We start from the raw sequence: 24371 nt of genomic DNA, 5'->3' as shown, positions 1-24371 counted from the left end.
CTCTCGCCCGCGTTTTAACGTCGATTCGTGACGTCTCATCGGCGTAGGGCTGGGATACTCGACATATGGCTCCCTCTGACGCCGCACCGTCGCATCCGTCGTCGAATAGCGCGCGGCGCAGACTTGTGGTCGGCGTCGTGCGGCACCAGCCTGATGCGGTGGTGCTCGAGGCCGCGCGTTTTGCGGCACGGCTCGGAGCGGATCTCGTCTGCGCGAGCGTCGACGTGGGTCGCTACATCGTGCAGGAACACCCTGACGGCACGGTCACCTCAGCGCCCGTCGACCCCGATCTGCCCGAGTTCGGGGAGGCCGTCTTCGACCCCGAGTTCGAGGCGCGGCTGCGCGAACTGCTCGGCAGGCCCGCAGACGACACCGGAACCGCCGACTCCACGGAGGACGGCACGCCGCCCCGCGTCTCCTGGAGCACGCGCGCCCTCGTCGGCGACCCGGCCCACGCGCTCGGCCGACTGGCCGACGCACTCGATGCGGAGGCCATCGTGGTCGGCACCCGCGACACGGGCATCCGTGCAGGCATCCAGGAATTCTTCTCCGGATCGGTGGCCGTGCACCTCGCCCACCGCCAGCACCGGCCCGTCATCGTCATTCCGCTCACCCCCGTCGACGGCGAGGGCGCGCTGCCCTGGGAAGACCAGCTGTGAGCCCAGCGCGACCGGTGCACCTGCACTGGCGCTACATCGGCCTGGTCGCGCTCGGCGGTGCCGTCGGCACGGCGGCGCGCGAGGGCCTCAGCCTGGCCGTTCCGAATATCGGCGCGTATCCGTCCACCATCTTCGCCGTCAATGTCGTCGGCGCGTTTCTGCTGGGAGTGCTGCTCGATGCCCTGGTGCGACAGGGGCCGGATGCCGGTGGCCGGCGCGCGATGCGTCTGCTGCTGGGCACGGGAGCGATGGGCGGATTCACCACGTACAGCACACTGGCCACCGATACGGCGCTGCTGTTCCGTGACGGCGCGGCAGGCCTTGCCGTCACCTATTCGCTCGCCACCGTGCTGGGGGGGGCGGCGGCTACCGCGCTCGGAATCGTGGTGGCGACATCCGCTCACCGCCGCCGACAACGGCGGGCGGGGGAGAGCGAATGACGCCGCTCGTCTTTCTTGCCTTGGCCTGCGCGGGGGGCGCGGGGGCCGCGTGCCGGTTCATGCTCGATGGGCTCATCAAGGCACGTGTGCGCACCTCGTACCCGCTCGGAACGACCGTGATCAACGTGACGGGTTCACTGCTGCTCGGCTTCATCACGGGGCTCGCCCTTGCCCACGTGTTGAGCGAACCGTGGCATCTCGTTGCAGGCACCGGCTTTCTCGGCGGGTACACCACCTTCAGCACCGCGAGCTTCGAGACGGTGCGCCTGCTGCAGGACCGTCGCTATGCCGCGGCCCTCGCCAACGGCCTCGGCATGCTCGTGGCCTCGGTGGCCGCGGCCGCCCTCGGCCTCTGGCTCGGCACTATCGCAGGTTGAGGAGCAGTCGAGGAACGAGGCTGCGTCTCGAAACCCGCTCAGGGTTCCCCTCGCTCGCAGGCTCGCTCGCCGCTGGGGTCGCGGGATCGCTGGCGCGATCCTCCAAGCTCCACCGCGCTACAGCCCCACCCACTCGGTGGCGCCATCCGTCAGGTGTTGCTTCTTCCAGATGGGCACGGTGTGCTTGATGCGCTCGACGAGCAGCTCGCAGGCGGCGAAGGCCTCGGCCCGGTGCGCGGCGGCTGCCGCGGCATAGAGCGCCACGTCCCCGACGACCAGGTGGCCCACCCGGTGCACCGCCGCGACGCTCAGCCCGGTCTCGGCGCTGACGGCGGCACAGCACTCCGACAGGATGCGCTCCGCATCCGGATGTGCCTGGTAGTCGAGCGAGAGCACGCCCTGCCCGCCGTCGTGGTTGCGCACGACGCCGGCGAAGATCACGACGGCGCCGCTGGCCGGGTCGTCGACGGCGCCGCGCACGGCGGATTCGTCGATGGGCCGGTCGGTGATCACGGCATAGGGTGCGGGCATGCGCCCTCCTCGGGGTTGCAGTCTCGGCGTTGCAGTAGGGGAGTGTTTCAGTAGCGGGCCAGCGAGGGGTCCACCTCGCGGGCATAGGCTTCGATGCCGCCGGTCAGGTTCTCGACGTTGTCGAAGCCCGCCTGCCTCAGTATCGAGGCGGCCTGCATCGAGCGCATGCCATGGTGGCAGTACACGACTACTGGCACGTCGTGGCGCACCCGGTCGAGCGAGCTCGCGAGAGAGCCGAGCGGAATCAACTCGGAACCGTCGAGGGTGGCGATGGCCGCCTCGAACGGTTCACGCACGTCGATGAGCTGCAGTGGCTCGCCTGACTGCAGGCGGTGGGAGAGGTCGGTGGCGGAGATATTGCCTGACGCGGGGTTCCCCTCGCCCCGCTGGTTGAGGAGAGGTCGAGGAACGAGGCCTCGTCTCGAAACCGTACGTCGCGCCGCGGGTTTCGAGACGCCGGCTTCGCGCGGCTCCTCAACCTGCGTACGTATTTCGAGAGGTTCCGCGCGCTCGTACTCGAGCTCGCGGTAGCGGCCGGTGAGCGCGTCGTAGGTGGTGACGCGGCCGAGCAGGGCCTCGCCGACGCCCGTGATCAGCTTCACCGCCTCGGTGGCCATGATCGCCCCGATGATGGCGGCGACACCGGGCAGCACGCCGCCGTCGGCGCAGGAGAGTATCTCGCCGGGCGCGGGCGGCTCGGGAAACAGGTCGCGATACGTCGGCCCGTGCGCGGCCCACGCCACGCCGGCCTGGCCGTTGTAGCGCAGGATCGCGCCCCACACGAGCGGCTTGCCGGCGCGCTCGGCGGCGTCGTTGGTGAGGTAGCGCGTCTCAAAATTGTCGCTGCCGTCGAGAACGAGATCGTAGTCGGCCAGGATCCCCGTGATGTTCTCGGAATCGAGCCACACGTCGTGGGCGTGCACCGTCACATCCGGGTCGATGGCGGCAACCGTGTCGGCGATGGATTCGACCTTGCGGCGACCGATGTCGCCCATGCCGTGTGCGATCTGCCGGTGCAGGTTGGAGAGGGCAACGCTGTCGTTGTCGACCACGCCGATCGTGCCGATTCCTGCCGAGGCGAGGTACGGGATGCTTGCGCTGCCGAGCCCGCCGGCCCCGACCACGAGCACGCGTGTGTTGGCCAGTCGACGCTGGGCCAGCTCGTCGAATCCGGGCAGTATCAACTGGCGGCTGTAGCGGGCAAGCCGTTCGGGCGAGAGCGCAGGCCCGGGTTCAACGAGGGGAAGCATGACTTCAGCGTAGCTTTGCCGGGCGGCCGCTTTCGCTTTTACCTTCCAGCAGCCGGTGACCGGCTTGTACCTTGCATCGGGCAGTGTTACACATGAGAATATGGGTCGCATCACCGCTCGTCGTCGAGTAACCAGAATCTCCGTGGGGCAACGCACGAGCGTGCGCGAAGACGTGCTCGCCGTCGAGGAGCCACTGGAGATTCGCGTGGGCGGCCAATCGCTCGCGATCACCATGCGCACCCCCGGCCACGACATCGAACTGGCCGCGGGCTTTCTCGTCTCTGAGGGCGTGATCAGCCGGGGCGAGCAGTTCAGCACGGCTCGCTACTGTGCCGGTGCCGAGGGCACTGACGACAACCTCAACACCTACAACATTCTTGACGTCACTCTCGCCGCCGGTGTGCCTGCGCCCGACCCCAGCCTGGAACGCGCCTTCTATACGACGAGCTCGTGCGGTCTCTGCGGCAAGGCCAGCATCGAGGCGGTGCGCACGAAGTCGGCATACGAGGTGGGCGCGGACACATTGCGCCTCGATGCCGCGCTGCTCGCGACGTTTCCCGATGCCCTGCGTGCCGGCCAGGATGTCTTCGACAAGACCGGCGGGCTGCATGCCGCGGCTCTCTTCAACGGCGAGACCGGCGAGATGCTGGTGCTGCGTGAGGATGTCGGCCGCCACAACGCCGTCGATAAGGTGGTCGGCTGGGCCCTCACGAATGGCCGGCTGCCCCTGCGCGGCACCGTGCTGATGGTCTCGGGTCGCGCCAGCTTCGAGCTCACCCAGAAGGCGTCGATGGCGGGCATTCCGGTGCTCGCTGCCGTCTCCGCGCCCTCCTCCCTCGCCGCCGAGCTCGCCGTCGAGGCCGGCATGACGCTCGTCGGCTTCCTGCGCGGCAGCTCGATGGTGGTCTACGCGGGGGCCGAGCGCATTGCGAACGTGACCGAAGCGGATGCCGCTGCCGCGGCATCCGCACATCAGCAACAAGAAGTGAGCGTGGCATGACCAAGAAGCCCCCGGTCGAGGATTTCACCGACGAGAACCTCACAATCACCGAGCCGAAAAGCTGGGCCGCCGGTGTTCCCGGCGTACTGCATGCCATGGGGCCTGCCATGGAAGAGATGGGCGTCGGTCGCGCCATGAAGGGCCTTCTGGCGATGAACCAGAAGGACGGCTTCGACTGCATGAGCTGCGCCTGGGAAGATCCCCAGGGCAAGCGCAAGACCTTCGAGTTCTGCGAGAACGGCGCGAAGGCGCTCACCTGGGAGGCGACTCCTCTGCTGGTGCCCGACACGTTCTGGGCCGAGAACTCCATCGACGACCTGCTGGAGAAGAGCGACTACTGGCTGGGGCTGCAGGGCCGACTCACCACCCCTGTCTACAAGCCCGCAGGCAAAAATCACTACGAGCCGGTCAGTTGGGAGCGGGCATTCGAGATCGTGGCCGAGGAGCTCAACGCACTCGACAGCCCCGATCAGGCCGCGTTCTACACGAGCGGCCGCGCCGCGAACGAGACGGCCTTCGTCTACCAGCTCTTCGTGCGCGCCTTCGGCACCAACAACATGCCCGACTGTTCGAACATGTGTCACGAATCCACGGGCGCGGCCATGGGCGAGACGATAGGCGTGGGCAAAGCCACCATTCGTTACGACGACTTCGCTAAGGCCGATCTGATCATCATCATGGGTCAGAACCCGGGCACCAACCACCCGCGCATGCTCACCGCGCTCGAGGAGGCCAAGCAGGCCGGTGCCAGCATCGTGGCGGTCAACCCGCTGCTCGAGGCCGGGTTGCGGCGCTACAAGAACCCGCAGACCGTCAAGGGCGTCGTGGGCCGGGGCACCGACCTGGCCGACCAGTTTCTGCAGATTCGCATGGCGGGCGACATGGCGCTCATGCAGGCCGTCTCCAAGCGGGTGCTGGATGCCGAGGCGGCGCATCCGGGAACCGTTCTCGACCAGCAATTCCTCGACGAACGCTGCGAGGGCCTCGAGGCGTTCCGTGAGCACCTCGAGCACCTCGACGAGGAGGAGGTGCTGCGCGCCACGGGGCTCACGAGCGCCGAGATTGACGAGCTCGCCGAGCGCTACATCGCCGCCGATCGCGTGATCATCACCTGGGCGATGGGGCTCACGCAGCACAAGAAGGCCGTGCCGGCCATCAAGGAGATCATCAACCTGCTGCTCTTACGCGGCAACATCGGCAAGCCGGGCGCGGGGGCGTCGCCGATCCGCGGCCACAGCAATGTGCAGGGCGACCGCACCATGGGCATCTGGGAGAAGATGCCGCCCACCTTCCTCGACGCGATTCAGAGCGAGTTCGGCTTCGATCCGCCGCGCAAAGATGGTGACGACGCTGTCGCGGCGATCCGTGGAATGCGCGACGGCAAAATCAAGGTGTGGATCGCGCTCGGTGGCAACCTCGTCTCGGCGATCTCCGACACGGCGGTGGCCGAGAAGGCGATGCAGAGCACGCGGCTCACGGTACAGATCTCCACGAAACCGAACCGTTCGCATGCGGTGATCGGTGAGACCGCACTGATTCTGCCCACCCTGGGGCGCAGCGAAGTGGACATGCAGGCATCCGGCCAACAGTTCCTGACGGTGGAAGACACGGTGGCCGCGGTGCACGCCTCGACCGGCAATCTCTCGCCGGTTTCGCCGACGCTGCTGTCGGAGGTCTCGATCGTCACGCGCATGGCGCGGGCGGTGCTGGGCACCAAGGTGCAGGTGGACTGGGAGCACTTCGAGCGCAATTACGACAGCATTCGCGAGCACATCTCCCGCGTGGTGCCGGGGTTCGAGAACTTCAACACGAGGGTGCGCCAGAAGGGCGGATTCGACCTGCCGCACCCGCCGCGCGACTCGCGCACCTTCCCGACACCGTCGGGCAAAGCCATGATCACGGTCAACGAGTTGGAGGCCGTGGAGCTTCCCGAGGGGCGGCTGCTGCTGCAGACCCTGCGCTCGCACGACCAGTTCAACACCACCATCTACAGCCTCAACGACCGCTATCGCGGGGTGAAGGGCGGGCGCCGGGTGGTGTTCGTGAACCCGGATGACCTCGCTGCACTCGGTGTGGCAGACGGCGCGATGGTCGACCTGCACAGCGAGTGGAAGGACGGCGTTGACCGGGTCGCGCCGAGGTTCAGGGTGGTCTCGTACCCGACCGCCCGGGGCTGCGCCGCGGCGTATTTTCCAGAGGCCAACGCGCTGGTGCCGCTGGATCACGTGGCCGAGACCAGCAACACCCCTGTCTCCAAGTCGATTGTGGTGCGCCTCGAGGTCGTTACGGCTGGTTGAGGAGAGGCCGAGGAACGAGGCCTCGTCTCGAAACCCCCACGCACGGCTCTGGTTTCGAGACGCGCTCGTTCCTCGCGCTCCTCAACCAGCGTTGTTAGCGCGCTCCGCGCACAGCCGCAGTGCGGTGTCGGTCGCGGCGCGCACGGCATCCGCTGAAACGACGGAGCCGCCGGCGCCGCCTGCGGCGGCCTGCCCGGCGGCGTATCCCACCAGGAACGTCGTGAGCGGCGCGGCGGGCCGCACCACCGCGTGCGCCGCCCTGCCGGCAAGCCCCAGCACCGCGTTGATGTCCAGCTCGAGACCCTCGATGTCGAGCGCCTCGACGACCCTCGCCGCCCACTCTTCGAGCAGCGCGTTCTCTTCATCGCGATCGGTCATGATGTCTCCTTTTCTCCGGATATCTCCGTTGTTTTCGTCGGTGCGGGTGCGGGTGCGGGCGTTGGCGCGGCTTGGGGTACGGTCGCGCCGAGCCGGGCGGCGTCCGCCCAGGTGTCCACGTCGTCTGTCGAGCCGGGGGGCACGGCAACGCGCTCAAGCTCGAGCGCGGCGATGAGACGAAAGACGCCCAGCCCCGTCAGCGTGCCGTCGCGCTCGTGCCGGCCCACGGCATCCGTCAGTCTCGCGGTCGAGTAGACGGCGGCGAGCGGCTGCTCGCGCTCGCCGTCGACGGCCATCGCGCCGTCACCGGCCGGTGCGCGAGCGGCTGCCGAGAGCAGCGGGGCCACGGCCGCGCCGATGCCGGGCATGTCGCAGGCGAGCACGAGGGTGAACGGGCTCGCCTGCCTGTCGGCGGCTTGGTCGCTGTTCTGCGCGGCGCTCATCTCTGCGAGTCCTGCCGCGATTCCGGCGGCTGGCCCGCCGAACGGTGGATGCTCGCGCACGATACGCACGCCGGGCGACAGCTGCTCGCTTGGCTGCGGTCCGACCACGACGATCTGCCGCGCATCCGACACTGCATCGAGCGTGAGCTGCAGCAGCGTGCTCTCGCGCACGATGAGCTCGCTCTTGGCGGCGGTTCCCAGCCGAGACGACCGCCCGCCGGCCAGCACTATCGCGTCGAAGAGCATGCACTCACCCTACGGCCGCTCGCGCTCTGCATGCCGGTCGCGCCCATGCCGATCGAGACCGCGGCGGTTCTCGCGTAGACTGTTTCAGGCTCCTCACGTGGCGCCATCCAGGCCAACTCCCCCAGGGCGGAAACGCAGCAAGGGTAACCGGGCTCTGGCGGGTGCGTGAGGGGTCTTTTCTTTTGCCCGCAGGCACTTACGCGGCATCTGCGCGCTTCCTAGGATGAAAGAGGAGCGCACACAGCGTGTGTGCGGAGGAGGCAGCAATGGCCGAATCGCTGAGCACGACAGAATCCAGTGGCGCGACCGAAGGCGGAGCCGGCGCGTGGGCAATGAGGGAGCCGTCGCCGCTCAGCGCGGAGGTGCTCGCCCAGGTGGATGCGTGGTGGCGCGCCGCCAACTACCTGAGCGTCGGCCAGATCTACCTGCTCGACAATCCGCTGCTACGCGAGCCGCTCAGCGCCGAGCACATCAAGCCCCGGTTGCTGGGGCACTGGGGCACGACCCCCGGGCTCAATTTCATCTATGCGCACCTCAATCGCGCCATCCGCGAGCGGGCACTGAACACGCTGTACATCACCGGACCGGGACACGGCGGCCCTGGCATGGTCGCCAACGCCTACCTCGACGGCACCTATTCGGAGATCTACTCACACATCGACCAGTCCGTGGACGGCATGCGCAAGCTCTTTCGCCAGTTCTCCTTCCCCGGCGGAATCCCGAGCCACGCGGCCCCCGAGACGCCCGGATCCATCCACGAGGGCGGCGAGCTCGGCTACGCGCTCAGCCATGCGTATGGCGCCGCGTTCGACAATCCCGATCTGCTCGTGGCCGCGGTCGTCGGCGACGGCGAGGCCGAGACGGGGCCGCTCGCCACCAGTTGGCACTCGAACAAGTTCATCAACCCGCTTCAGGATGGCGTGGTGCTGCCGATCCTGCACCTCAACGGCTACAAGATCGCCAACCCGACGATTCTCGCGCGCATCCCCGAGGAGGAGCTGCTCGACCTCATGCGCGGCTACGGCCATGAGCCGCACATCGTCTCCGGCGGCTTCGACGGTGAGGATCCGCTGCTCGTGCACCAGCGCATGGCTGAGACTCTCGATGTCGTGCTCAACGAGATCGCGGCCATCAAGGCGCATGCCACACAAGGCAGCCCCGAGCGCCCCAAGTGGCCGATGATCATCCTGCGCACCCCGAAGGGCTGGACCTGCCCGACCGTCATCGACGGGGTTCGCGTCGAGGGCACCTACCGCGCGCACCAGGTGCCGCTCGCCAACGCCCGCGACACCGAGGCACACACACGCCTGCTCGAGTCGTGGATGAGGTCGTACCGGCCCGAGGAACTCTTCGATGAGTCCGGCGCGCCCGTGAAAGAAGTCACGGCCCTCGCTCCTGACGGTGAGCGGCGCATGAGCGCGACGCCGGTGGCCAACGGAGGTCTGCTGCGCCGGGAGCTGAAGCTGCCCGACTTCCGCGACTACGCGGTAGATGTTCCGTCACCGGGCGCGACGACCGCCGAGGCGACGAAGGTGCTCGGCGCCTGGCTGGCCGATGTGATTCGAGACAACCCGCACAACTTTCGCATCTTCGGGCCGGATGAAACGGCATCCAACCGCCTGGCTCCCGCGGTGTACGAATACACCGAGAAGCAGTGGAACGCCGAGATTCTGCCGAGCGACGATCACCTGGCGCGGGCCGGCCGCGTCATGGAGGTGCTGAGCGAGCACCAGTGCCAGGGCTGGCTCGAGGGCTATCTGCTCACCGGGCGGCACGGCATCTTCAACTCGTACGAGGCGTTCATCCACATCGTCGACTCCATGTTCAACCAACACGCCAAGTGGCTGGAGAGCGCCGCTGAAATCGCCTGGCGCCGACCCATCTCCTCGCTGAACTACCTGCTGAGCTCGCACGTCTGGCGGCAGGACCACAACGGCTTCTCGCACCAGGATCCCGGCTTCATCGACCTCGTCGTCAACAAGAGCGCGAGCATTGTGCGCGTGTACCTGCCGTTCGATGCGAACACGCTGCTCTCCACCTACGACCACTGCCTGCGCTCGGTCGACTACGTGAACGTTGTCGTGGCGGGCAAACAGCCGGCGCCCAACTGGCTCAGCATGGAGGAGGCCATCGCGCACTGCACGCGCGGTCTCGGCATCCTGCCGTGGGCAGGCACCGAGAAGGCGGGGGAGCAGCCGGATGTCGTACTCGCGGCCGCTGGCGACGTGCCGACTCTCGAGGCGCTCGCCGCGGCATCCATTCTTCGTGAGCGGATGCCCGAGCTGCGCGTGCGCGTCGTCAACGTCGTCGATCTCATGCGCCTGCAATCGGAGGGCGAGCACCCGCACGGGCTGAGCGATCGCGACTTCGACGCGATCTTCACCGACGACAAGCCCGTGATCTTCGCCTACCACGGCTACCCGTGGATGATCCATCGGCTCACGTACCGCAGGCACGGGCACGCGAACATCCACGTGCGCGGTTTCAAGGAGCAGGGCACAACGACCACGCCGTTTGACATGGCGATGCTCAATGACATCGACCGCTACCACCTGGTGATCGACGTGATCGATCGCGTTCCCGGTCTCGCCGAGCGCTACGCCGGCCTGCACCAGGAGATGATCGACGCGCGGCTGCGTGCCCGGGCCTGGACGCGGGAGCACGGCGAGGACATCCCGGAGGTCGTCGACTGGGCGTGGGGCGAGGCAACCGGCGTGGCGCAAGGCTCCGCCGACGAAGCCGTCGGTGCCCCGGTCCGCGCCGACTCCACAGGTGGCGACAACGCATGAGTCCTGCGCGCTGAGCCTTTGGCGTGCCGCGGCCGGCACGGCTTAGATGGAATCAGCACAACGAGCCGGAACGGAGCACCGTGGCGAAAAGCATTTACATCACGTCGGCAGAGGGCCACACCGGCAAATCCACGGTGGCTCTCGGGGTGCTCGACACCCTCGTGCGCTCGGTGGCCCGCGTCGGCGTCTTTCGCCCCATCGCCCGCTCCACGGCGGAGCGCGACTATGTGCTGGAGTTGCTGCTCGATCACGACGGGGTCGATCTTGACTACGAGCAGTGCGTCGGCACCACTTATGAGGCCGTGCACAGCGACCCGGATGCCGCGCTCTCGCTCATTGTCGGGCGCTACAAGGCGGTCGAGGCGCAGTGCGACGCGGTGGTGATTGTCGGTTCCGACTTCACCGATGTCGGCAGCCCCACCGAGTTGCGCTACAACGCGCGCGTCGCCGCGAACCTCGGCTCACCCGTGTTGCTCGTGCTCGGCGGGCGCGTCTCGCCGGGGGCCGCCGAGCGACTCGGCAACGCGGATGCCCGCACCCCTGAAGACATGCGGCAGATCACCGAAATCGCGCTGGCGGAGCTGCGCGACGAGCACGCATCCGTTCTCGCCGTCGTCACGAATCGGGCGGACCCGCAACGTCTCGACGACATCGTCGCCGCGGTGTCGGCGGCGACGGGCGCGTCGGCAGGCCCTTCGAGACGGCCGCAAGCGGCCTCCTCAGGACAGCGCTCAGCGACCGGCGGCTCAACGACCGGCAGCGGGGTGCCGGCGTGGGCAATTCCGGAGGATCCGCTGCTGGTCGCGCCGAGCATCCGCAGCATCATGCGGGCCATCGACGGAACGCTGCTGCGCGGTGACCCCGAACTGCTGGGCCGCGAGGCGCTCGGCGTGGTGGTCGCGGCCATGTCGATGAACAATGTGCTGCCCAGGCTTATCGAGGGCTCGGTCGTGATAGTTCCCGCCGACAGAACCGAGGTACTGCTCGCCGTGCTCATGGCCAACGCCTCGGGCACCTTCCCGTCGCTGGCCGGCATCGTGCTCAACGGCGGTTTCGAGCTGCCTGAGCCGATCGACCGCCTCATCACCGGTGTGCGCTCGACACTGCCGATCATCGGCACCGAACTCGGCAGCTACGACACGGCCGTGCGCATCACCCACACCCGCGGCCGGCTCGCCGCCGACTCGCAACGCAAGTACGACAGTGCCCTCGCCCTCTTCATCAAGCACGTGGATGCCGCGGCCCTGCTCGACAGGCTCAACCTGTCGAGCGCGCACGTCGTCACGCCGCTCATGTTCGAGTACGGCCTGCTGGAGAGGGCGCGCGCCGACCGCAAGCACATCGTGCTGCCCGAGGGAGAGGACGACCGCATCCTGCGCGCCGCGGCGACGCTGCTGGCGCGCGAGGTCGCCGATCTGACGATTCTCGGCGAGATGTTCGAGGTGCGCTCTCGCGCCATCGAGCTCGGCCTCGACATCTCCCGTGCCGAGGTGCTTAGCCCCTTCGATCCGGTGCTGCGCAATCGCTTCGCCGCCGAGTACGCCAAGCTGCGGGCGCACAAGGGAATCACGCTCGACCAGGCCGCCGACACGGTAACGGACCCCTCGTATTTCGGCACGATGATGGTGCACATGGGACTGGCCGACGGCATGGTCTCGGGCGCGGCGCACACCACGGCGCACACGATTCGCCCCGCGTTCGAGATCATCAAGACCCGGCCCGAGGTCTCCGTCGTCTCGAGCGTGTTCCTCATGGCGCTCGCCGACCGTGTGCTCGTCTACGGCGACTGCGCGGTCATTCCCGACCCGACCGCCGAGCAGCTTGCAGACATCGCCATCTCGGCATCCGAGACGGCTGTGCAGTTCGGCATCGAACCGCGCGTGGCGATGCTCTCCTACTCCACCGGGGAGTCGGGCACCGGCGCGGATGTCGAGAAGGTGCGCGCCGCGACGGCCCTCGTGCGTTCGCGCAGGCCTGATCTGCCGGTCGAGGGTCCGATCCAATACGATGCGGCGGCGGATGCTGCTGTCGCGAAGGCGAAGATGCCCGAATCGCAGGTGGCCGGCCGGGCGACCGTGTTCATCTTCCCCGATCTGAACACGGGCAACAACACGTACAAAGCGGTGCAGCGCAGCGCCGGGGCGGTGGCGATCGGCCCCGTGCTGCAGGGCCTGAACAAGCCCATCAACGACCTCTCCCGCGGGGCGCTCATCGAAGACATCGTCAACACGGTGGCGATCACCGCCATCCAGGCCGCGTCCGCCACATCGGAGGCCCGCTCATGACCACCATCCTCGTCGTCAACAGCGGCTCCTCCTCGTTCAAGTACCAGCTCATCGACGTGGAGGAGGAGCACACTCTCGCGAGCGGACTTGTGGAACGCATCGGCGAAGCATCCGGCCACTCGAGCCATCGGGCCGGCGACGAGTCGTTCGCCCGGGAACTGCCGATCCCCGACCACACCGCCGGGTTCCGGGTGATGCTCGACGCCTTCGCCGAGCATGGACCCTCGCTCGAGACGAACCCGCCCGTCGCGGTTGGCCACCGCGTGGTGCACGGCGGCAAGCGCTTCTTCGAGCCGACGCTCATCACCCCGCTGGTCGAGATCAACATCGAGGATCTCTCCGAGCTGGCGCCGTTGCACAATCCGGGTGCGCTGCAGGGCATCCGCGCGGCTGGCGAGGCCTTCGCGCACGTGCCGCACGTCGCGATCTTCGACACCGCCTTTCACCAAACGCTGGCCCCGGATGCCTACACCTACGCGATAGACCCGGCGCTTGCCGAGAAGTACCGCATCCGCCGCTACGGCTTTCACGGCACCTCGCACAAATACGTTTCCGAGCAGGCGGCGCACTTTCTCGGGAGGCCGCTGGGGGAGCTCAATCAGATCGTGCTGCATCTCGGCAATGGGGCATCCGTCTGCGCGATTTCGGGCGGCCGCTCCGTGGACACGAGCATGGGCATGACCCCGCTGGAGGGTCTCGTGATGGGCACGCGATCGGGCGATATCGACCCGGCGGTGTTGTTCCACCTGCACCGGCGCACCGGGGCCACCACCGATGACCTCGACGAGCTGCTCAACAAGCACAGCGGCATGCTCGGCATGACCGGGCACCTGGACATGCGCGACGTGCACTCCGCGGCAGAAGCCGGCGATGAGGCCGCGCAACTCGCACTCGACGTGTACAGCCACCGTCTGAAGCACTACATTGGCGCGTACCTGGCCGAGCTCGGTCGTGTCGATGTCATCTCGTTCACGGCGGGCGTCGGCGAGAACGCGGCGTTCGTGCGGGCCGGGGCGCTCTCGGGGCTGGAGGCGCTCGGCATCCGGCTGGATACCGAGCGCAACGAGGCGCGTTCCCGCGAGGCGCGGCGCATCTCCACCGATGACTCACCGGTGGCGGTGCTCGTCGTGCCCACCGACGAGGAACTCGAGATCGCCCGCCAGACCCTGGCCGTGGTGCGCGCAGCCTGAGCTGAGCCGCCGGGATGCTGGGCTGCCTGAAGCTGGGCCGCCGGGAGCTGGCCGGCTCCGGTCCCGGAAACCAGCGACAGCGCTCGCCGTACGGACTCGCTGTCCGTAGCTCCGGCATTATTCAGGCCGGATGCCGCGCCGCGCCGCTTGCGTGAGCTGGGGCATCCGCGTGTCGCGATTTGGCCCTGAATACTGCGCGCCCTGCCCAGACACAAGGCGGCGGGCCGGCGCCGGTCCGCGCATTCGCAACCGGCGACCATGTTGGCAACTGCTACGCGGGCACGCGCGCGCTGATGAGCGCTCGCTCCCTCTCGACGGTGCGCACAATGGCCTGCCACGTCGCCGGCCAGTCGTTCTGTATGTGGAACGGAGTGATGCTGATTGTGGGAAGACCCCAGATTTGCGCCCCGAGGACGCGCCCGGTATCGCGCAGAACCTCATCCCTGCCGCTGTGAAACTCGAGGCCGTTCACTTCCAGGCCAACGCATTCCTCGATCAGCCCGTCATAGCGGCCGACGCCGGGGATCTCAACCTGGGGCCGCACTCGGTAGCCGCCGCGTCGCACCCGGCGAATGGCAATGGTCTCCCATCCAGACTCCGCCTGGGGTGTGATCTCCTCGACAAGACCGTGCAACCGTTGTGGTAGGGCGGCGATCAGTTCCTGCACGGCGGGCAGTTCGAGCAGATGCGTCTGGATCGACGAATCGAGACAGGCGAGAGCGTGTTCCTCGTTCTGACAGAGCAGAGCTTGTGCCAGCGCGAGCGCGGGCGGCACGATCCAATCGGGGCTGCGCACCGAGCCGATCTCCAGGGCGTGACCCGATGCCACATTGCGCAGTCCACTCCAATGCAGCACCGGAGTTCCGGCCGCTGCGAGGCGTAAGGCGCGTCCCTGCTTGAGCTTCTCTCGTGCGAGCGGATGCCAGACACCCGGCCGGTCCGTGCGGATGGCCGCCCCGCTTGAATGCCTCAGCCGGGATGCGTTCGGGGCGAGCTGAACGTGCAGCGCGTCGCCGGAACCAGACCAAACGCCCCAACGGCGCAAAGCGCTTACACATCCGATCCGTCCACCGAGCGAGACCGTACGGAGTTGATCGGAATCCGCGTGCGTTGTCGCGAACCAGCCCCGTCGCACCCGCATGAGACTGCCGTCGCCCAGAGCACGAAGCAACTCACCACGGGAGATTCCGAAGTGAGCGAGGGTGCGCGCCTGGGCAACGTGGCCGAGAGAGGTCATCAGCGGGAGTATTTGCGCCATTCCGGCACTCTGCCTGCTCCACGTGGCATCCGCGTGCCTGCGGCTCTGTTTTGTGCACAGTCGTCTCCGGGGCGAGCCTGGGGAGGAACCGGAGTCTGTGCATAATTCAGGGCGGATGCCGCGACCCGCCGGGCGCGAGCGGTCTCTGGACCGCGTGTCGCGGCATCCGGCCTGAATAGTGCGAGCAAGGCGCGCGGATGCCGCGCGCGGGCCCGGCGGGCGGCATCCGCGGGTGGCGAACGGCGCCCACGCGTGTCAGCGGCGCCGACTACGATTGACGCGTGGTCACAGCCCTGTATCGCCGTTATCGGCCAGAGAACTTTGCCGAGATGATCGGCCAGTCCCAGGTGACCGAGCCGCTCATGACGGCGCTGCGCAGCGACCGCGTCAACCACGCGTACCTGTTCAGCGGTCCGCGCGGTTGCGGCAAAACCACGAGCGCGCGCATTCTGGCCCGCTGCCTCAACTGTGCCGAGGGCCCCACCGACACCCCGTGCGGAAAGTGCTCCAGCTGCATCGAGCTGGGCCGTGACGGCGGCGGCTCGCTCGACGTTGTCGAGATCGACGCGGCCAGCCACAACGGCGTCGACGATGCCCGAGACATCCGCGAACGGGCGATCTTCGCGCCAGCCCGCGACCGCTACAAGATCTTCATCCTCGACGAGGCGCACATGGTCACGCCGCAGGGCTTCAACGCGCTGCTGAAGATCGTGGAGGAGCCGCCCGAGCACGTCAAGTTCATCTTCGCCACGACCGAGCCCGAGAAGGTCATCGGCACCATCCGCTCGCGCACGCACCATTACCCGTTCCGGTTGGTGCCGCCCGCGCAGATGCTCGATTATGTGCAGCAGATGTGCGACAGCGAGGGCGTCACGGTGGCGCCCGGCGTGCTGCCGCTCGTCGTGCGGGCCGGGGGAGGCTCGCCGCGCGACACCCTCTCGCTGCTTGACCAGCTCATGGCCGGTTCCGAGAGCGACTCGATCGAATACGAGCGCGCTGTAGCCCTGCTCGGCTACACGCACGCCTCGCTGCTCGACGAGGTCATCGACGCGATTGCCGCGCGGGATGCCGCCGGTGCGTTCGCCGGGGCCGACCGCGTCATCCAGACGGGGCAAGATCCGCGGCGCTTCGTCGAAGACCTGCTCGAGCGCATGCGCGACCTCATCGTCGTCTCGGCCACGAGCGCGGAGGGTGCCGCGGCCGTGCTGCGCGGCGTGCCGCAAGACGAGCTCGACCACATGGCGCTGCAGGCGTCCAAGTTCGGCGACGCCGAGCTGTCACGAACCGCGGATATCGCCAATGCCGCGCTCACCGAGATGACGGGGGCTACATCCCCGCGGCTGCACCTCGAGCTCATGATCGCGCGCGTGCTCATCCCCTCCAGCGACGAGACGGATCGGGGCGCCCTCGCCCGCGTGGAACGCCTCGAGCGCCGCGTCGGCGTCGCCGACGGTGCTGTGCCGGCCACTCCGACTCCGGTTGCCACTCCGACTCCGCCAACCCCGCTGGTTGAGGAGCCGCGCGAAGCCGGCGTCTCGAAACCTGCGGCGCCAACGTCTGGTTTCGAGACGCAGCCTCCTTCGTCGGCTGCTCCTCAACCAGCGGAAGCCTCGGTCGCTGAGCCTGCCGAAGCGCCTGCACCCGCAGCATCCGCCGCACCGACGGCATCCGCTGCCCCCGTGCCATCCGCCATCGGCGCCGTCACCGTGCAGCAGGTGCGCGACGCGTGGCCCGAGGTGCTCGAGGTCGTCAAGAACACCAAGATGAGCGCGTGGATGGTGCTCGCCACCGCCCAGGTGCGCGAACTGCGCACCGGCGATGTGCTCGTGCTCTCGTTCCCCAGCCGCAAAGATGTCGACGCGCTCAAGCAGCAGGCGCCGGCTGGCCAGGGCGTGGGCGACCTGCTCAAGCAGGCGGTCTCAGACATTCTCGGCATCCGCCCCGCACTCATCGCCAAGACGGATGACGCCCCCGCGGCCCCCGCGCGCCCCGCAACCTCCGCGGGCCGGCCGGAACAATCCGCATCGTCATTCACGCCTGTCTCGACCACCGATTGGGCCGTGGCGAAGATCCCGTCGTCGGAGCCGGAACCCACGGTGCCTGCCATTGTCGACGCTGCCGAAGAGTCGCCTGTTGCCGACGTCGTCTCTGCAGCTATCGAGCCGGACGACGCGGATGCGCCTCCCGCTGACGAGGAGCCTCCTTTCGAGGAAGAGCCACCGTATGAGAACGTCGCGGAGGCGCCGCACAGCACACCGGCCGGTGCGGCGCCCGAACGTGCGAAAACGGCACCGGCGGCATCCGGTCCCGGTCGTAATGTCGCGTTCCAGGAACCGCAGCGCTACGGCGAGGCCGTCGTGCGTGAGATTCTCGGCGCGAGCTTCATCGAGGAGCAGCCCGCTCCCGGCAACGGCGGCAGGTAGCTGAAGTGTACGAAGGCATCGTTCAGGAACTGATCGACGAACTCGGTCGTCTGCCCGGCATCGGTCCGAAGTCGGCGCAGCGCATCGCATTCCACATCGTGCAGACCGAGACGTTTGACGTGACCCGGCTCGCCGAGGTGCTCACCGAGGTGCGTGACAAGGTGCGTTTTTGCGCGATCTGCGGCAACGTCACCGAGCAGGAGACCTGCGCGATCTGTCGGGATCCCCGGCGTAGCCCGGCATCCATCTGCGTGGTCGAGGAGGCGAAAGACGTCGTCGCCATCGAGCGCACGCGGGAGTTCCGCGGGCTCTACCACGTGCTCGGCGGCGCGATCAGCCCCATCGACGGCATCGGGCCCGACGATCTGCGCATCCGCCAGCTGATGCAGCGGCTCGCGGATGGCACGGTGCAGGAGGTCATCATCGCCACCGACCCCAACCTCGAGGGCGAGGCGACGGCCACCTACCTGAGCCGCCTGCTCACGACCCTTGAGATTCGCGTGACGCGCCTGGCGTCGGGCCTGCCCGTCGGCGGCGACCTCGAGTACGCCGACGAGGTCACGCTCGGCCGCGCCTTCGAGGGCCGCCGCCCGGTCTGACCCGAGATATCGCTGGTTGAGGAGGCGCGCGAAGCCGCCGTCTCGAAACTGGTGCGCATAACTCGCGTCATACAATGAACTGTCCGGCAATGATTGCCCCCTTTCCCCCTGGAGAATATTCGTGGCATTGATCGTGCAGAAGTTCGGCGGATCCTCCGTCGCCGACGCCGAGAGCATCAAACGCGTCGCCAAGCGCATCGTCGAGACGCGCAAGGCAGGCAACGAGGTCGTCGTCACGGTCTCCGCCATGGGCGACTCCACCGACGAACTGCTCGATCTGGCGCACGCCGTCACCCCGATCCCCGCCCCGCGTGAGCTGGACATGCTGCTTACCGCCGGCGAGCGCGTCTCCATGGCACTGCTGGCCATGGCCATCAAGAGCATGGGCTACGACGCTCGCTCGTTCACCGGCAGCCAGGCCGGCATGATCACGGATGCCCACCACGGTTCCGCGCGCATCGTCGACGTCACGCCCGGTCGCATCCGCGATGCCCTCGACGAGGGTGCCATCGCCATTGTGGCCGGGTTCCAGGGCTTCAACCGCGACACCAGAGACATCACCACGCTGGGACGAGGCGGCTCGGACACGACGGCGGTGGCCCTGGCCGCGGCGCTCGGCGCCGAAGTGTGCGAGATCTATACGGATGTCGACGGCATCTTCACTTCCGACCCCCGGGTCGTGCCGCTGGCCCGCAAGATCGACCGCATCTCCAGCGAGGAGATGCTGGAGCTCGCCGCGGCCGGAGCCAAGGTGCTCTATATACGCGCGGTGGAATATGCACGGCGGCACGGCGTCACTCTGCACGTGCGCTCGTCGTTCAACAACAACGAAGGCACGCTCGTTCTGAACGAGGCGGCCGCCGAGACCCTCAAGAAGAAAGACGGATCCACCGTGGAAGAGCCCATCATCGCCGGCGTCGCCACCGACCTCAGCGAGGCGAAGATCACCGTCGTCGGCGTGCCGGACGTGCCCGGCAAGGCCGCGCAGATCTTCACGATCGTCGCCAAGACCAACGCCAACGTCGACATGATCGTGCAGAACGTCTCGGCCGCAGACACCGGTCTCACCGACATCTCGTTCACGCTGCCGAAGTCCGAGGCGCAGAGCGTGCTCACGGCCCTCACCAATGATCAGCCGGATGTCGGATACCAGAGCCTGCAGTACGACGATCAGATCGGCAAACTCGCGCTTGTGGGCGCCGGCATGCGCACCAACACGGGGGTCTCGGCCAAGCTGTTCTCGTCGCTGTTCGAGGCGGGCATCAACATCGAGATGATCTCCACGAGCGAGATTCGCATCTCCGTCGTCACCCGCGCCGACAGCGTGGCCGAGGCCGCGCGCGTCGTCCACACCGCGTTCGGCCTCGACGGCGATTCCACGGCAATAGTGCACGCCGGCACCGGCCGCTGACGCGCCCATCGACCAACGAGGAGAGAACCCATGAGCAGCACCCCCGTGAACATCGGCGTCGTCGGCGCCACCGGCCAGGTGGGCGGCGTGGTGCGTCGTCTGCTTGAGGAGCGCGCGGTGCCGATCGCGAGCATCCGCTTCTTTGCATCGTCGCGGTCGGCCGGTACGACCCTGCCGTTCAACGGCGAGCAGATCGTTGTTGAGGATGCCGCGACGGCCGACCCGACAGGTCTCGACATCGCGATCTTCTCGGCCGGTGCCAGCAGTAGCCGCGTGCAGGCTCCGCGCTTCGCCGAGGCCGGCGTGGTGGTCATCGACAACTCCAGCGCCTGGCGCATGGATCCCGACGTTCCGCTCGTGGTCAGCGAGGTCAACCCCGAGGCCATCGCGCAGGCGACCGGCCCGGGCGGCGCCCGCATCATCGCCAACCCGAATTGCACCACCATGGCGATCATGCCCGTGCTCAAGGTGCTCGACGCCGAGGCCGGGCTTCAGCGCCTCATCGTCTCGACCTACCAAGCGGTCTCCGGCTCGGGTCTCGCTGGCGCGCAGGAGCTCGCCAGCCAGGTGCGCACCGCTGTCGAAGACGAGAACCTGCTGCAACTCGTGCACGACGGCTCGGCCGTTTCCATGCCCGAGCCGGTGAAGTACGTGCGGCCCATCGCGTTCAACGTGCTGCCGTTCGCCGGCAACCTGGTCGACGACGGCCTGAACGAAACGGACGAGGAGAAGAAGCTGCGCAACGAGAGCCGCAAGATTCTCGATCTGCCGGGCCTGCTCGTCAGCGGAACCTGCGTGCGCGTGCCCGTCTTCACCGGCCACTCCCTGTCGGTCAATGCCGAGTTCGCCCGCCCCCTCTCGCCGAAGCGCGCTGAAGAGCTGCTGGCGAACGCCCCCGGCGTCGCGCTCACGGATGTTCCGACCCCGCTCGAAGCGGCCGGAACCGACCCGAGTTACGTGGGTCGCATCCGTGCCGACGAGGGCGCTCCCGAGGGGCGTGGCATCGCGCTGTTCGTCTCGAACGACAACCTGCGCAAGGGAGCGGCGCTCAACGCCGTGCAGATCGCCGAGCTCGTCGCCGCCGCGCTGTAGCCCCGATCCCGCTGGTCGAGAGCTCCGCGGGTTTCGAGACGCGGGTTTCGGCGCTCCCCAAAACCCGCGCCGCACGCATAATTCAGGCTGGATGCGGCGGCACGCCGCGCGCGAGGCTGATTCGGCCGGAGCGCCACGAGTGCAGCCTGAATCGTGCGCAGTGCCGCGCCGAGAGACGGGAGCAGAGCAGGCCAACGGATGCACACCGCCGCCCGCCGGTAGACTCTTCTGGTGAGTAATTCCCCCCTTGACGTCGTTCTCATCGGTGGCGGCATCATGAGTGCCACGCTCGGTGCCATGATCCAGCGCCTGCAGCCCGATTGGTCCATCCGCATCTACGAGAGCCTCGGCGAGGTGGCGCAGGAGAGCTCGAACCCGTGGAATAACGCGGGCACCGGGCACTCGGCGCTGTGCGAGCTCAACTACATGCCGGAAGGCCCGGACGGCAGCGTCGATGCGGCCAAGGCCATCAGCATCAACGAGCAGTTTCAGCTGAGCCGCCAGTTCTGGGCCAGTCTGGTGAGCGCGGGCGAGCTGCCCGACCCCACGAATTTCATCAACGCCACCCCACACATGACCTTCGTGCGCGGCCGCGACAACGTGGATTACCTGCGCCGCCGCTACGAGGCGCTCAAGGACGAGCCGCTGTTCGCCGGCATCGAGTTCTCGGATGACCCGGCCGTCATCGCCGAGTGGGCTCCCCTTCTCATCAAGAATCGCAACCCGAAACAGCGCATCGCTGCCACCCGCACCGTCGCCGGAACCGATGTGGACTTCGGCGCGCTCACCCGCGCGCTGTTCGACAACCTGACCGACCGCGGGGCGCAACTGGCGCTGAATCACCGTGTGAAAGGCATCCGGCGCACGCCAGACGGGCTCTGGAAAATCAGGGTGCGGCACGATGTGGGCGGCACGCCGCACACGGCGACCGCGCGCTTCGTGTTCGTGGGGGCTGGCGGCGGTGCCCTGCACCTGCTGCAGAAGTCGGGCATCCCCGAGATCAAGGGCTTCGGCGGGTTCCCGATCAGCGGGCAGTTTTTGCGCACATCCGACCCGAAGATCGTGGCCCAGCACCAGGCGAAGGTCTACGGCAAGGCGGCCGTCGGCGCGCCGCCCATGTCGGTGCCGCACCTCGACACGCGTGTTGTCGACGGCGAGGCTTCGCTGCTGTTCGGGCCGTATGCGGGTTTCAGCCCCAAGTTTCTGAAGACCGGATCGTGGTTCGATCTTCCCGGATCGATTCGCGCCGGCAACCTCGGCGCCATGCTGGCCGTCGCCCGCGACAATCTCGATCTCATGAAGTATCTCGTGGGTGAAGTGCTCGCCTCGCGCGCCAAGAAGGTCGCCGCGCTGCGAGCGTTCATGCCCACGGTGAACGGTGACGACTGGCAGCTGATCACGGCCGGCCAGCGCGTTCAGGTGATGAAGAAGGATGCCTCGCGCGGCGGCGTGCTGCAGTTCGGCACCGAGGTCATCACCGGGGCAGACGGCACCATCGCCGGCCTGCTCGGCGCGTCACCGGGGGCCTCGACGGCGGTGCCGATCATGCTCGGCCTGCTCGAAAAGTGCTTCCCGGCCGAGTACCCGGCGTGGGAGCCGCGGCTGAAGGAGCTCATCCCGACGCTCGGCACCACCCTGAACGGCTCGCCCGCCAAGGCGAAGAAGGTCATGGCCGCCACGGCCAAGACCCTGCAGCTGCCCGCGTAGCCCACCGCGCACCCCCAATAGATGGCACGCGCGCGGGATGCGGCAATGTGGGGCGCGCACGGTGCTGTACGCTCGTGCTACCGATTGCACCCTCAGCAGGAAATCCTGTGAGTCACAGCATCGTTCGTGGCTTCCATACCTCGATTTCTTTCTCGTCAGCCCTCCCGAAGGATTCCCTGTGTCGATTGACCAGATCGCCGTCCGTCCATCCGTCAGCCGCCGGCGTAGGCGCCCGCTACTGTTCGTCACCGCCGGCCTTGTCGCCGCGGTGCTTTCCGTCGGAGGTCCGCTCGCGGCCAACGCCGCGCCGGCGCCCACGATCACGCTGAGCGCGACCACGGCCAGCCCGTATGGGCAGTTCACCGCGACCTCCGGTACAGGCTTCAGCGCGGGCGCCCCGCTGACCTTCCTGCTCGATGGCACGAATGTTTCGAACCAGTTGGTCGGCCCCCTGCAGGCGGATGCCACCGGGTCCTTCTCGGCGCCGTTCGGCTGGCTGCACTTCACCACGCCCGGTGGCGGCTCGCTGGGAAAGCACACGCTCCTCGTCACCGACGGTGTCACGCACCTGTCGGCCTCCGCTGACATCACCGTTGTCGCGACCCCGACTCCGGCTCCGACACAGGCTCGTCTGACCGTTTCGCAGATCACTGGCCCTGGCCTGAAGGTGACTTTCAGCGGCTTTACCCCGGGTGACAGCGTGGATGTCGGCATGTACAACCGCGACTCCGGTTTCGGTGGCACCTGCGCCACCGTGACGGCCGATGTGGGTGGTGTCGCGACCGCGATCTGCAACTGGAACGCGGCGTATGTGACGCACTTCAAGTTGGGCAACGGAACTGCGCCCGGCCCCGGCGTCTACGGTCTCGGTGCGAACAATGCGACGTACAGCATCTACTCCGCGGAGATGACCGTCACAGTCGGCGACCCGATTGTCGCCAAGCCGGCCGCTCCCGCGACACCCGCCGCTCCGGCCACCCCGGTCAGAAGCCCGGCCACCTTCACCGGCTAGCCGAGGCAAGCCGCATGACAACGCGTCGTCTCAGCGCTGCCCTCGGCATCGGCGCTCTGCTCGTTGTCGCATTCCTGACCGGATGCACGACCGCCGCCGCTCCTGCGAGCACGGCTGCACAGCATCCGGTGTCTCATTCACCGTCTCTCGCGTCGACACCGACCGTCGCACCGTCCCCGCCGTCGGCGGGAATGTCGGCGACCGCGAACGCGGCGCAGCTTGCCGTCTACTCGGCGCCGGATGGCACGGCTACCGAGACGCTCAGCAATCCGCAGCCCTCGGGCGCGCCGCTCGTTCTGCTCGTCGCGGCCACGAAGGGGTCGTGGCTGCAGGTGCACCTTGCGCAGCGCCCCAATGGCAGTACGGGCTGGATCAAGGCTGCTGCCGTCACCCTGCACACGCTCGCGTACAGCCTGAAGGCGTCGACGGAGAACCGCACCCTCGCGCTCTACAAGCACGGCGCGCTGGTGAAGACGTTCACGGTCGCCACGGGTACCGGCGGCACGCCCACCCCGCACGGATCCTTCTACATCACCGAGCTGCTGGCGCCGACCAACGCCGGTTATGGCCCCTATGCGTTCGGCCTCTCCGCGTTCTCGGATGCTCTGACCAGCTTCGGCGGCGGCCCCGGCCAGATCGGGCTGCACGGCACCGACGATGCGGCGAGCATCGGCAAGGCGGCGAGCCACGGATGCATCCGGCTGGCGAACCCCGACATCACCGAGCTGGCGAAATTGCTCCCGCTCGGCACCCCGATCACCATCGGCTGAACGCTCTTCCCACGAGTTCCGCTGGTCGAGTAGCCGCGCGAGCGAAGCGAGCCGGCGTATCGAGACGCCTCGGCCGCACGGCAAGCGCCGCCGTGCGCATAACTCATGCAGTTTTGCCCGGGCGGAGGCGCAACCCGCGCCATCCTGCGGATCTCTCGTCGGGCGCCGCCAATGTGCATGAGTTATGCGCACGACTGAGCGGGCACGGCGGCCG

20 protein-coding genes and 1 other RNA gene are annotated in these 24371 nt (G+C 67.9%); 16 read left to right on the top strand and 5 right to left on the bottom strand.

Annotated elements, in window-relative coordinates:
* The first annotated feature begins 65 nt into the window (after window positions 1-65).
* The 3 genes from ASC63_RS01350 to crcB are packed head-to-tail and all read left to right on the top strand — an operon-like array spanning window position 66 to window position 1476.
* A complete protein-coding gene (locus tag ASC63_RS01350; protein ID WP_055808993.1) occupies window positions 66-659 on the top strand; it encodes a universal stress protein in 594 nt (197 codons plus the stop codon).
* Complete coding sequence (locus tag ASC63_RS01345; protein ID WP_235491703.1) at window positions 656-1099, top strand: fluoride efflux transporter FluC; 444 nt, start codon at window positions 656-658, stop codon at window positions 1097-1099. Before ASC63_RS01350 ends, ASC63_RS01345 begins: the two co-directional genes overlap by 4 nt.
* Window positions 1096-1476: a fluoride efflux transporter CrcB gene (gene crcB, locus ASC63_RS01340; RefSeq protein WP_055808989.1), complete on the top strand. Its 381-nt coding sequence runs from the start codon at window positions 1096-1098 to the stop codon at window positions 1474-1476. Before ASC63_RS01345 ends, crcB begins: the two co-directional genes overlap by 4 nt.
* A 117-nt stretch (window positions 1477-1593) precedes the next feature.
* Here crcB and ASC63_RS01335 read toward each other — a convergent pair whose 3' ends face one another.
* Together ASC63_RS01335 and ASC63_RS01330 are read right to left on the bottom strand one after the other, a co-directional pair.
* Complete coding sequence (locus tag ASC63_RS01335) at window positions 1594-2007, bottom strand: molybdenum cofactor biosynthesis protein MoaE (RefSeq protein WP_055808987.1); 414 nt, start codon at window positions 2005-2007, stop codon at window positions 1594-1596.
* A 47-nt stretch (window positions 2008-2054) separates the two neighbouring features.
* A complete protein-coding gene (locus ASC63_RS01330) occupies window positions 2055-3257 on the bottom strand; it encodes a ThiF family adenylyltransferase (RefSeq protein WP_055808985.1) in 1203 nt (400 codons plus the stop codon).
* A gap of 100 nt (window positions 3258-3357) precedes the next feature.
* Between ASC63_RS01330 and fdhD the strand changes: the two genes are divergently transcribed.
* Both fdhD and ASC63_RS01320 read left to right on the top strand, forming a co-directional pair.
* Window positions 3358-4257 carry a formate dehydrogenase accessory sulfurtransferase FdhD gene (fdhD, locus tag ASC63_RS01325; protein ID WP_055808983.1) on the top strand — a complete coding sequence of 300 codons (900 nt, stop codon included), beginning with the start codon at window positions 3358-3360 and terminating at the stop codon, window positions 4255-4257.
* Window positions 4254-6554 carry an FdhF/YdeP family oxidoreductase gene (locus tag ASC63_RS01320; protein WP_055808981.1) on the top strand — a complete coding sequence of 767 codons (2301 nt, stop codon included), beginning with the start codon at window positions 4254-4256 and terminating at the stop codon, window positions 6552-6554. Before fdhD ends, ASC63_RS01320 begins: the two co-directional genes overlap by 4 nt.
* A gap of 81 nt (window positions 6555-6635) precedes the next feature.
* Here ASC63_RS01320 and ASC63_RS01315 read toward each other — a convergent pair whose 3' ends face one another.
* On the bottom strand, window positions 6636-6932 hold the full coding sequence (locus ASC63_RS01315) for a DUF6457 domain-containing protein (protein ID WP_055808979.1): 297 nt from the start codon (window positions 6930-6932) through the stop codon (window positions 6636-6638).
* On the bottom strand, window positions 6929-7621 hold the full coding sequence (gene mobA / locus ASC63_RS01310) for a molybdenum cofactor guanylyltransferase (RefSeq protein WP_082487011.1): 693 nt from the start codon (window positions 7619-7621) through the stop codon (window positions 6929-6931). Before mobA ends, ASC63_RS01315 begins: the two co-directional genes overlap by 4 nt.
* Window positions 7622-7705: 84 nt before the next feature.
* Between mobA and ffs the strand changes: the two genes are divergently transcribed.
* The 4 genes from ffs (at window position 7706) to ASC63_RS01295 (ending at window position 13885) form a co-directional block, all read left to right on the top strand.
* Window positions 7706-7802: signal recognition particle sRNA small type (gene ffs / locus ASC63_RS15955), an RNA gene on the top strand.
* A 151-nt stretch (window positions 7803-7953) separates the two neighbouring features.
* Window positions 7954-10410: a phosphoketolase family protein gene (locus ASC63_RS01305; RefSeq protein ID WP_055814598.1), complete on the top strand. Its 2457-nt coding sequence runs from the start codon at window positions 7954-7956 to the stop codon at window positions 10408-10410.
* An 80-nt stretch (window positions 10411-10490) separates the two neighbouring features.
* Window positions 10491-12695, top strand: coding sequence for a phosphate acetyltransferase (gene pta / locus ASC63_RS01300; RefSeq protein WP_055808977.1), 2205 nt, complete (start codon window positions 10491-10493; stop codon window positions 12693-12695).
* Window positions 12692-13885, top strand: a complete 1194-nt coding sequence (locus ASC63_RS01295) for an acetate/propionate family kinase (protein WP_055808975.1) — start codon at window positions 12692-12694, stop codon at window positions 13883-13885. The genes pta and ASC63_RS01295 overlap by 4 nt, the downstream gene beginning before the upstream one ends.
* Window positions 13886-14156: 271 nt before the next feature.
* Here the strand turns inward: ASC63_RS01295 and ASC63_RS01290 are convergent, their stop codons facing one another.
* A complete protein-coding gene (locus ASC63_RS01290) occupies window positions 14157-15143 on the bottom strand; it encodes a hypothetical protein (RefSeq protein WP_157487536.1) in 987 nt (328 codons plus the stop codon).
* 281 nt (window positions 15144-15424) lie between these two features.
* On the opposite strand from ASC63_RS01290, the gene ASC63_RS01285 reads away from it, so the two are divergent.
* From ASC63_RS01285 to ASC63_RS01255, 7 genes are all read left to right on the top strand, one after another.
* Window positions 15425-17566: a DNA polymerase III subunit gamma and tau gene (locus ASC63_RS01285; protein WP_055808971.1), complete on the top strand. Its 2142-nt coding sequence runs from the start codon at window positions 15425-15427 to the stop codon at window positions 17564-17566.
* Between the two features lie 5 nt (window positions 17567-17571).
* Entirely contained in the window at window positions 17572-18165 is a 594-nt protein-coding gene (gene recR, locus ASC63_RS01280; protein WP_055808969.1) for a recombination mediator RecR, read from the top strand.
* Between the two features lie 121 nt (window positions 18166-18286).
* A complete protein-coding gene (locus ASC63_RS01275; RefSeq protein WP_055808967.1) occupies window positions 18287-19576 on the top strand; it encodes an aspartate kinase in 1290 nt (429 codons plus the stop codon).
* 30 nt (window positions 19577-19606) lie between these two features.
* Window positions 19607-20668 carry an aspartate-semialdehyde dehydrogenase gene (locus ASC63_RS01270; protein ID WP_055808965.1) on the top strand — a complete coding sequence of 354 codons (1062 nt, stop codon included), beginning with the start codon at window positions 19607-19609 and terminating at the stop codon, window positions 20666-20668.
* 231 nt (window positions 20669-20899) lie between these two features.
* Complete coding sequence (locus ASC63_RS01265; protein ID WP_082487005.1) at window positions 20900-22375, top strand: malate:quinone oxidoreductase; 1476 nt, start codon at window positions 20900-20902, stop codon at window positions 22373-22375.
* Window positions 22376-22553: 178 nt separating this feature from the next.
* Window positions 22554-23387, top strand: a complete 834-nt coding sequence (locus ASC63_RS01260) for a hypothetical protein (protein WP_055808963.1) — start codon at window positions 22554-22556, stop codon at window positions 23385-23387.
* Between the two features lie 14 nt (window positions 23388-23401).
* Window positions 23402-24157, top strand: a complete 756-nt coding sequence (locus ASC63_RS01255) for a L,D-transpeptidase (protein WP_055808961.1) — start codon at window positions 23402-23404, stop codon at window positions 24155-24157.
* Window positions 24158-24371 lie beyond the last annotated feature (214 nt).

Source organism: Leifsonia sp. Root112D2, assembly GCF_001424905.1.
In the GTDB taxonomy this organism is placed as follows: Bacteria; Actinomycetota; Actinomycetes; order Actinomycetales; family Microbacteriaceae; genus Root112D2.
Note: the sequence above shows the minus strand (reverse complement) of the source record. Positions and strands in the feature narration are given on the sequence as shown.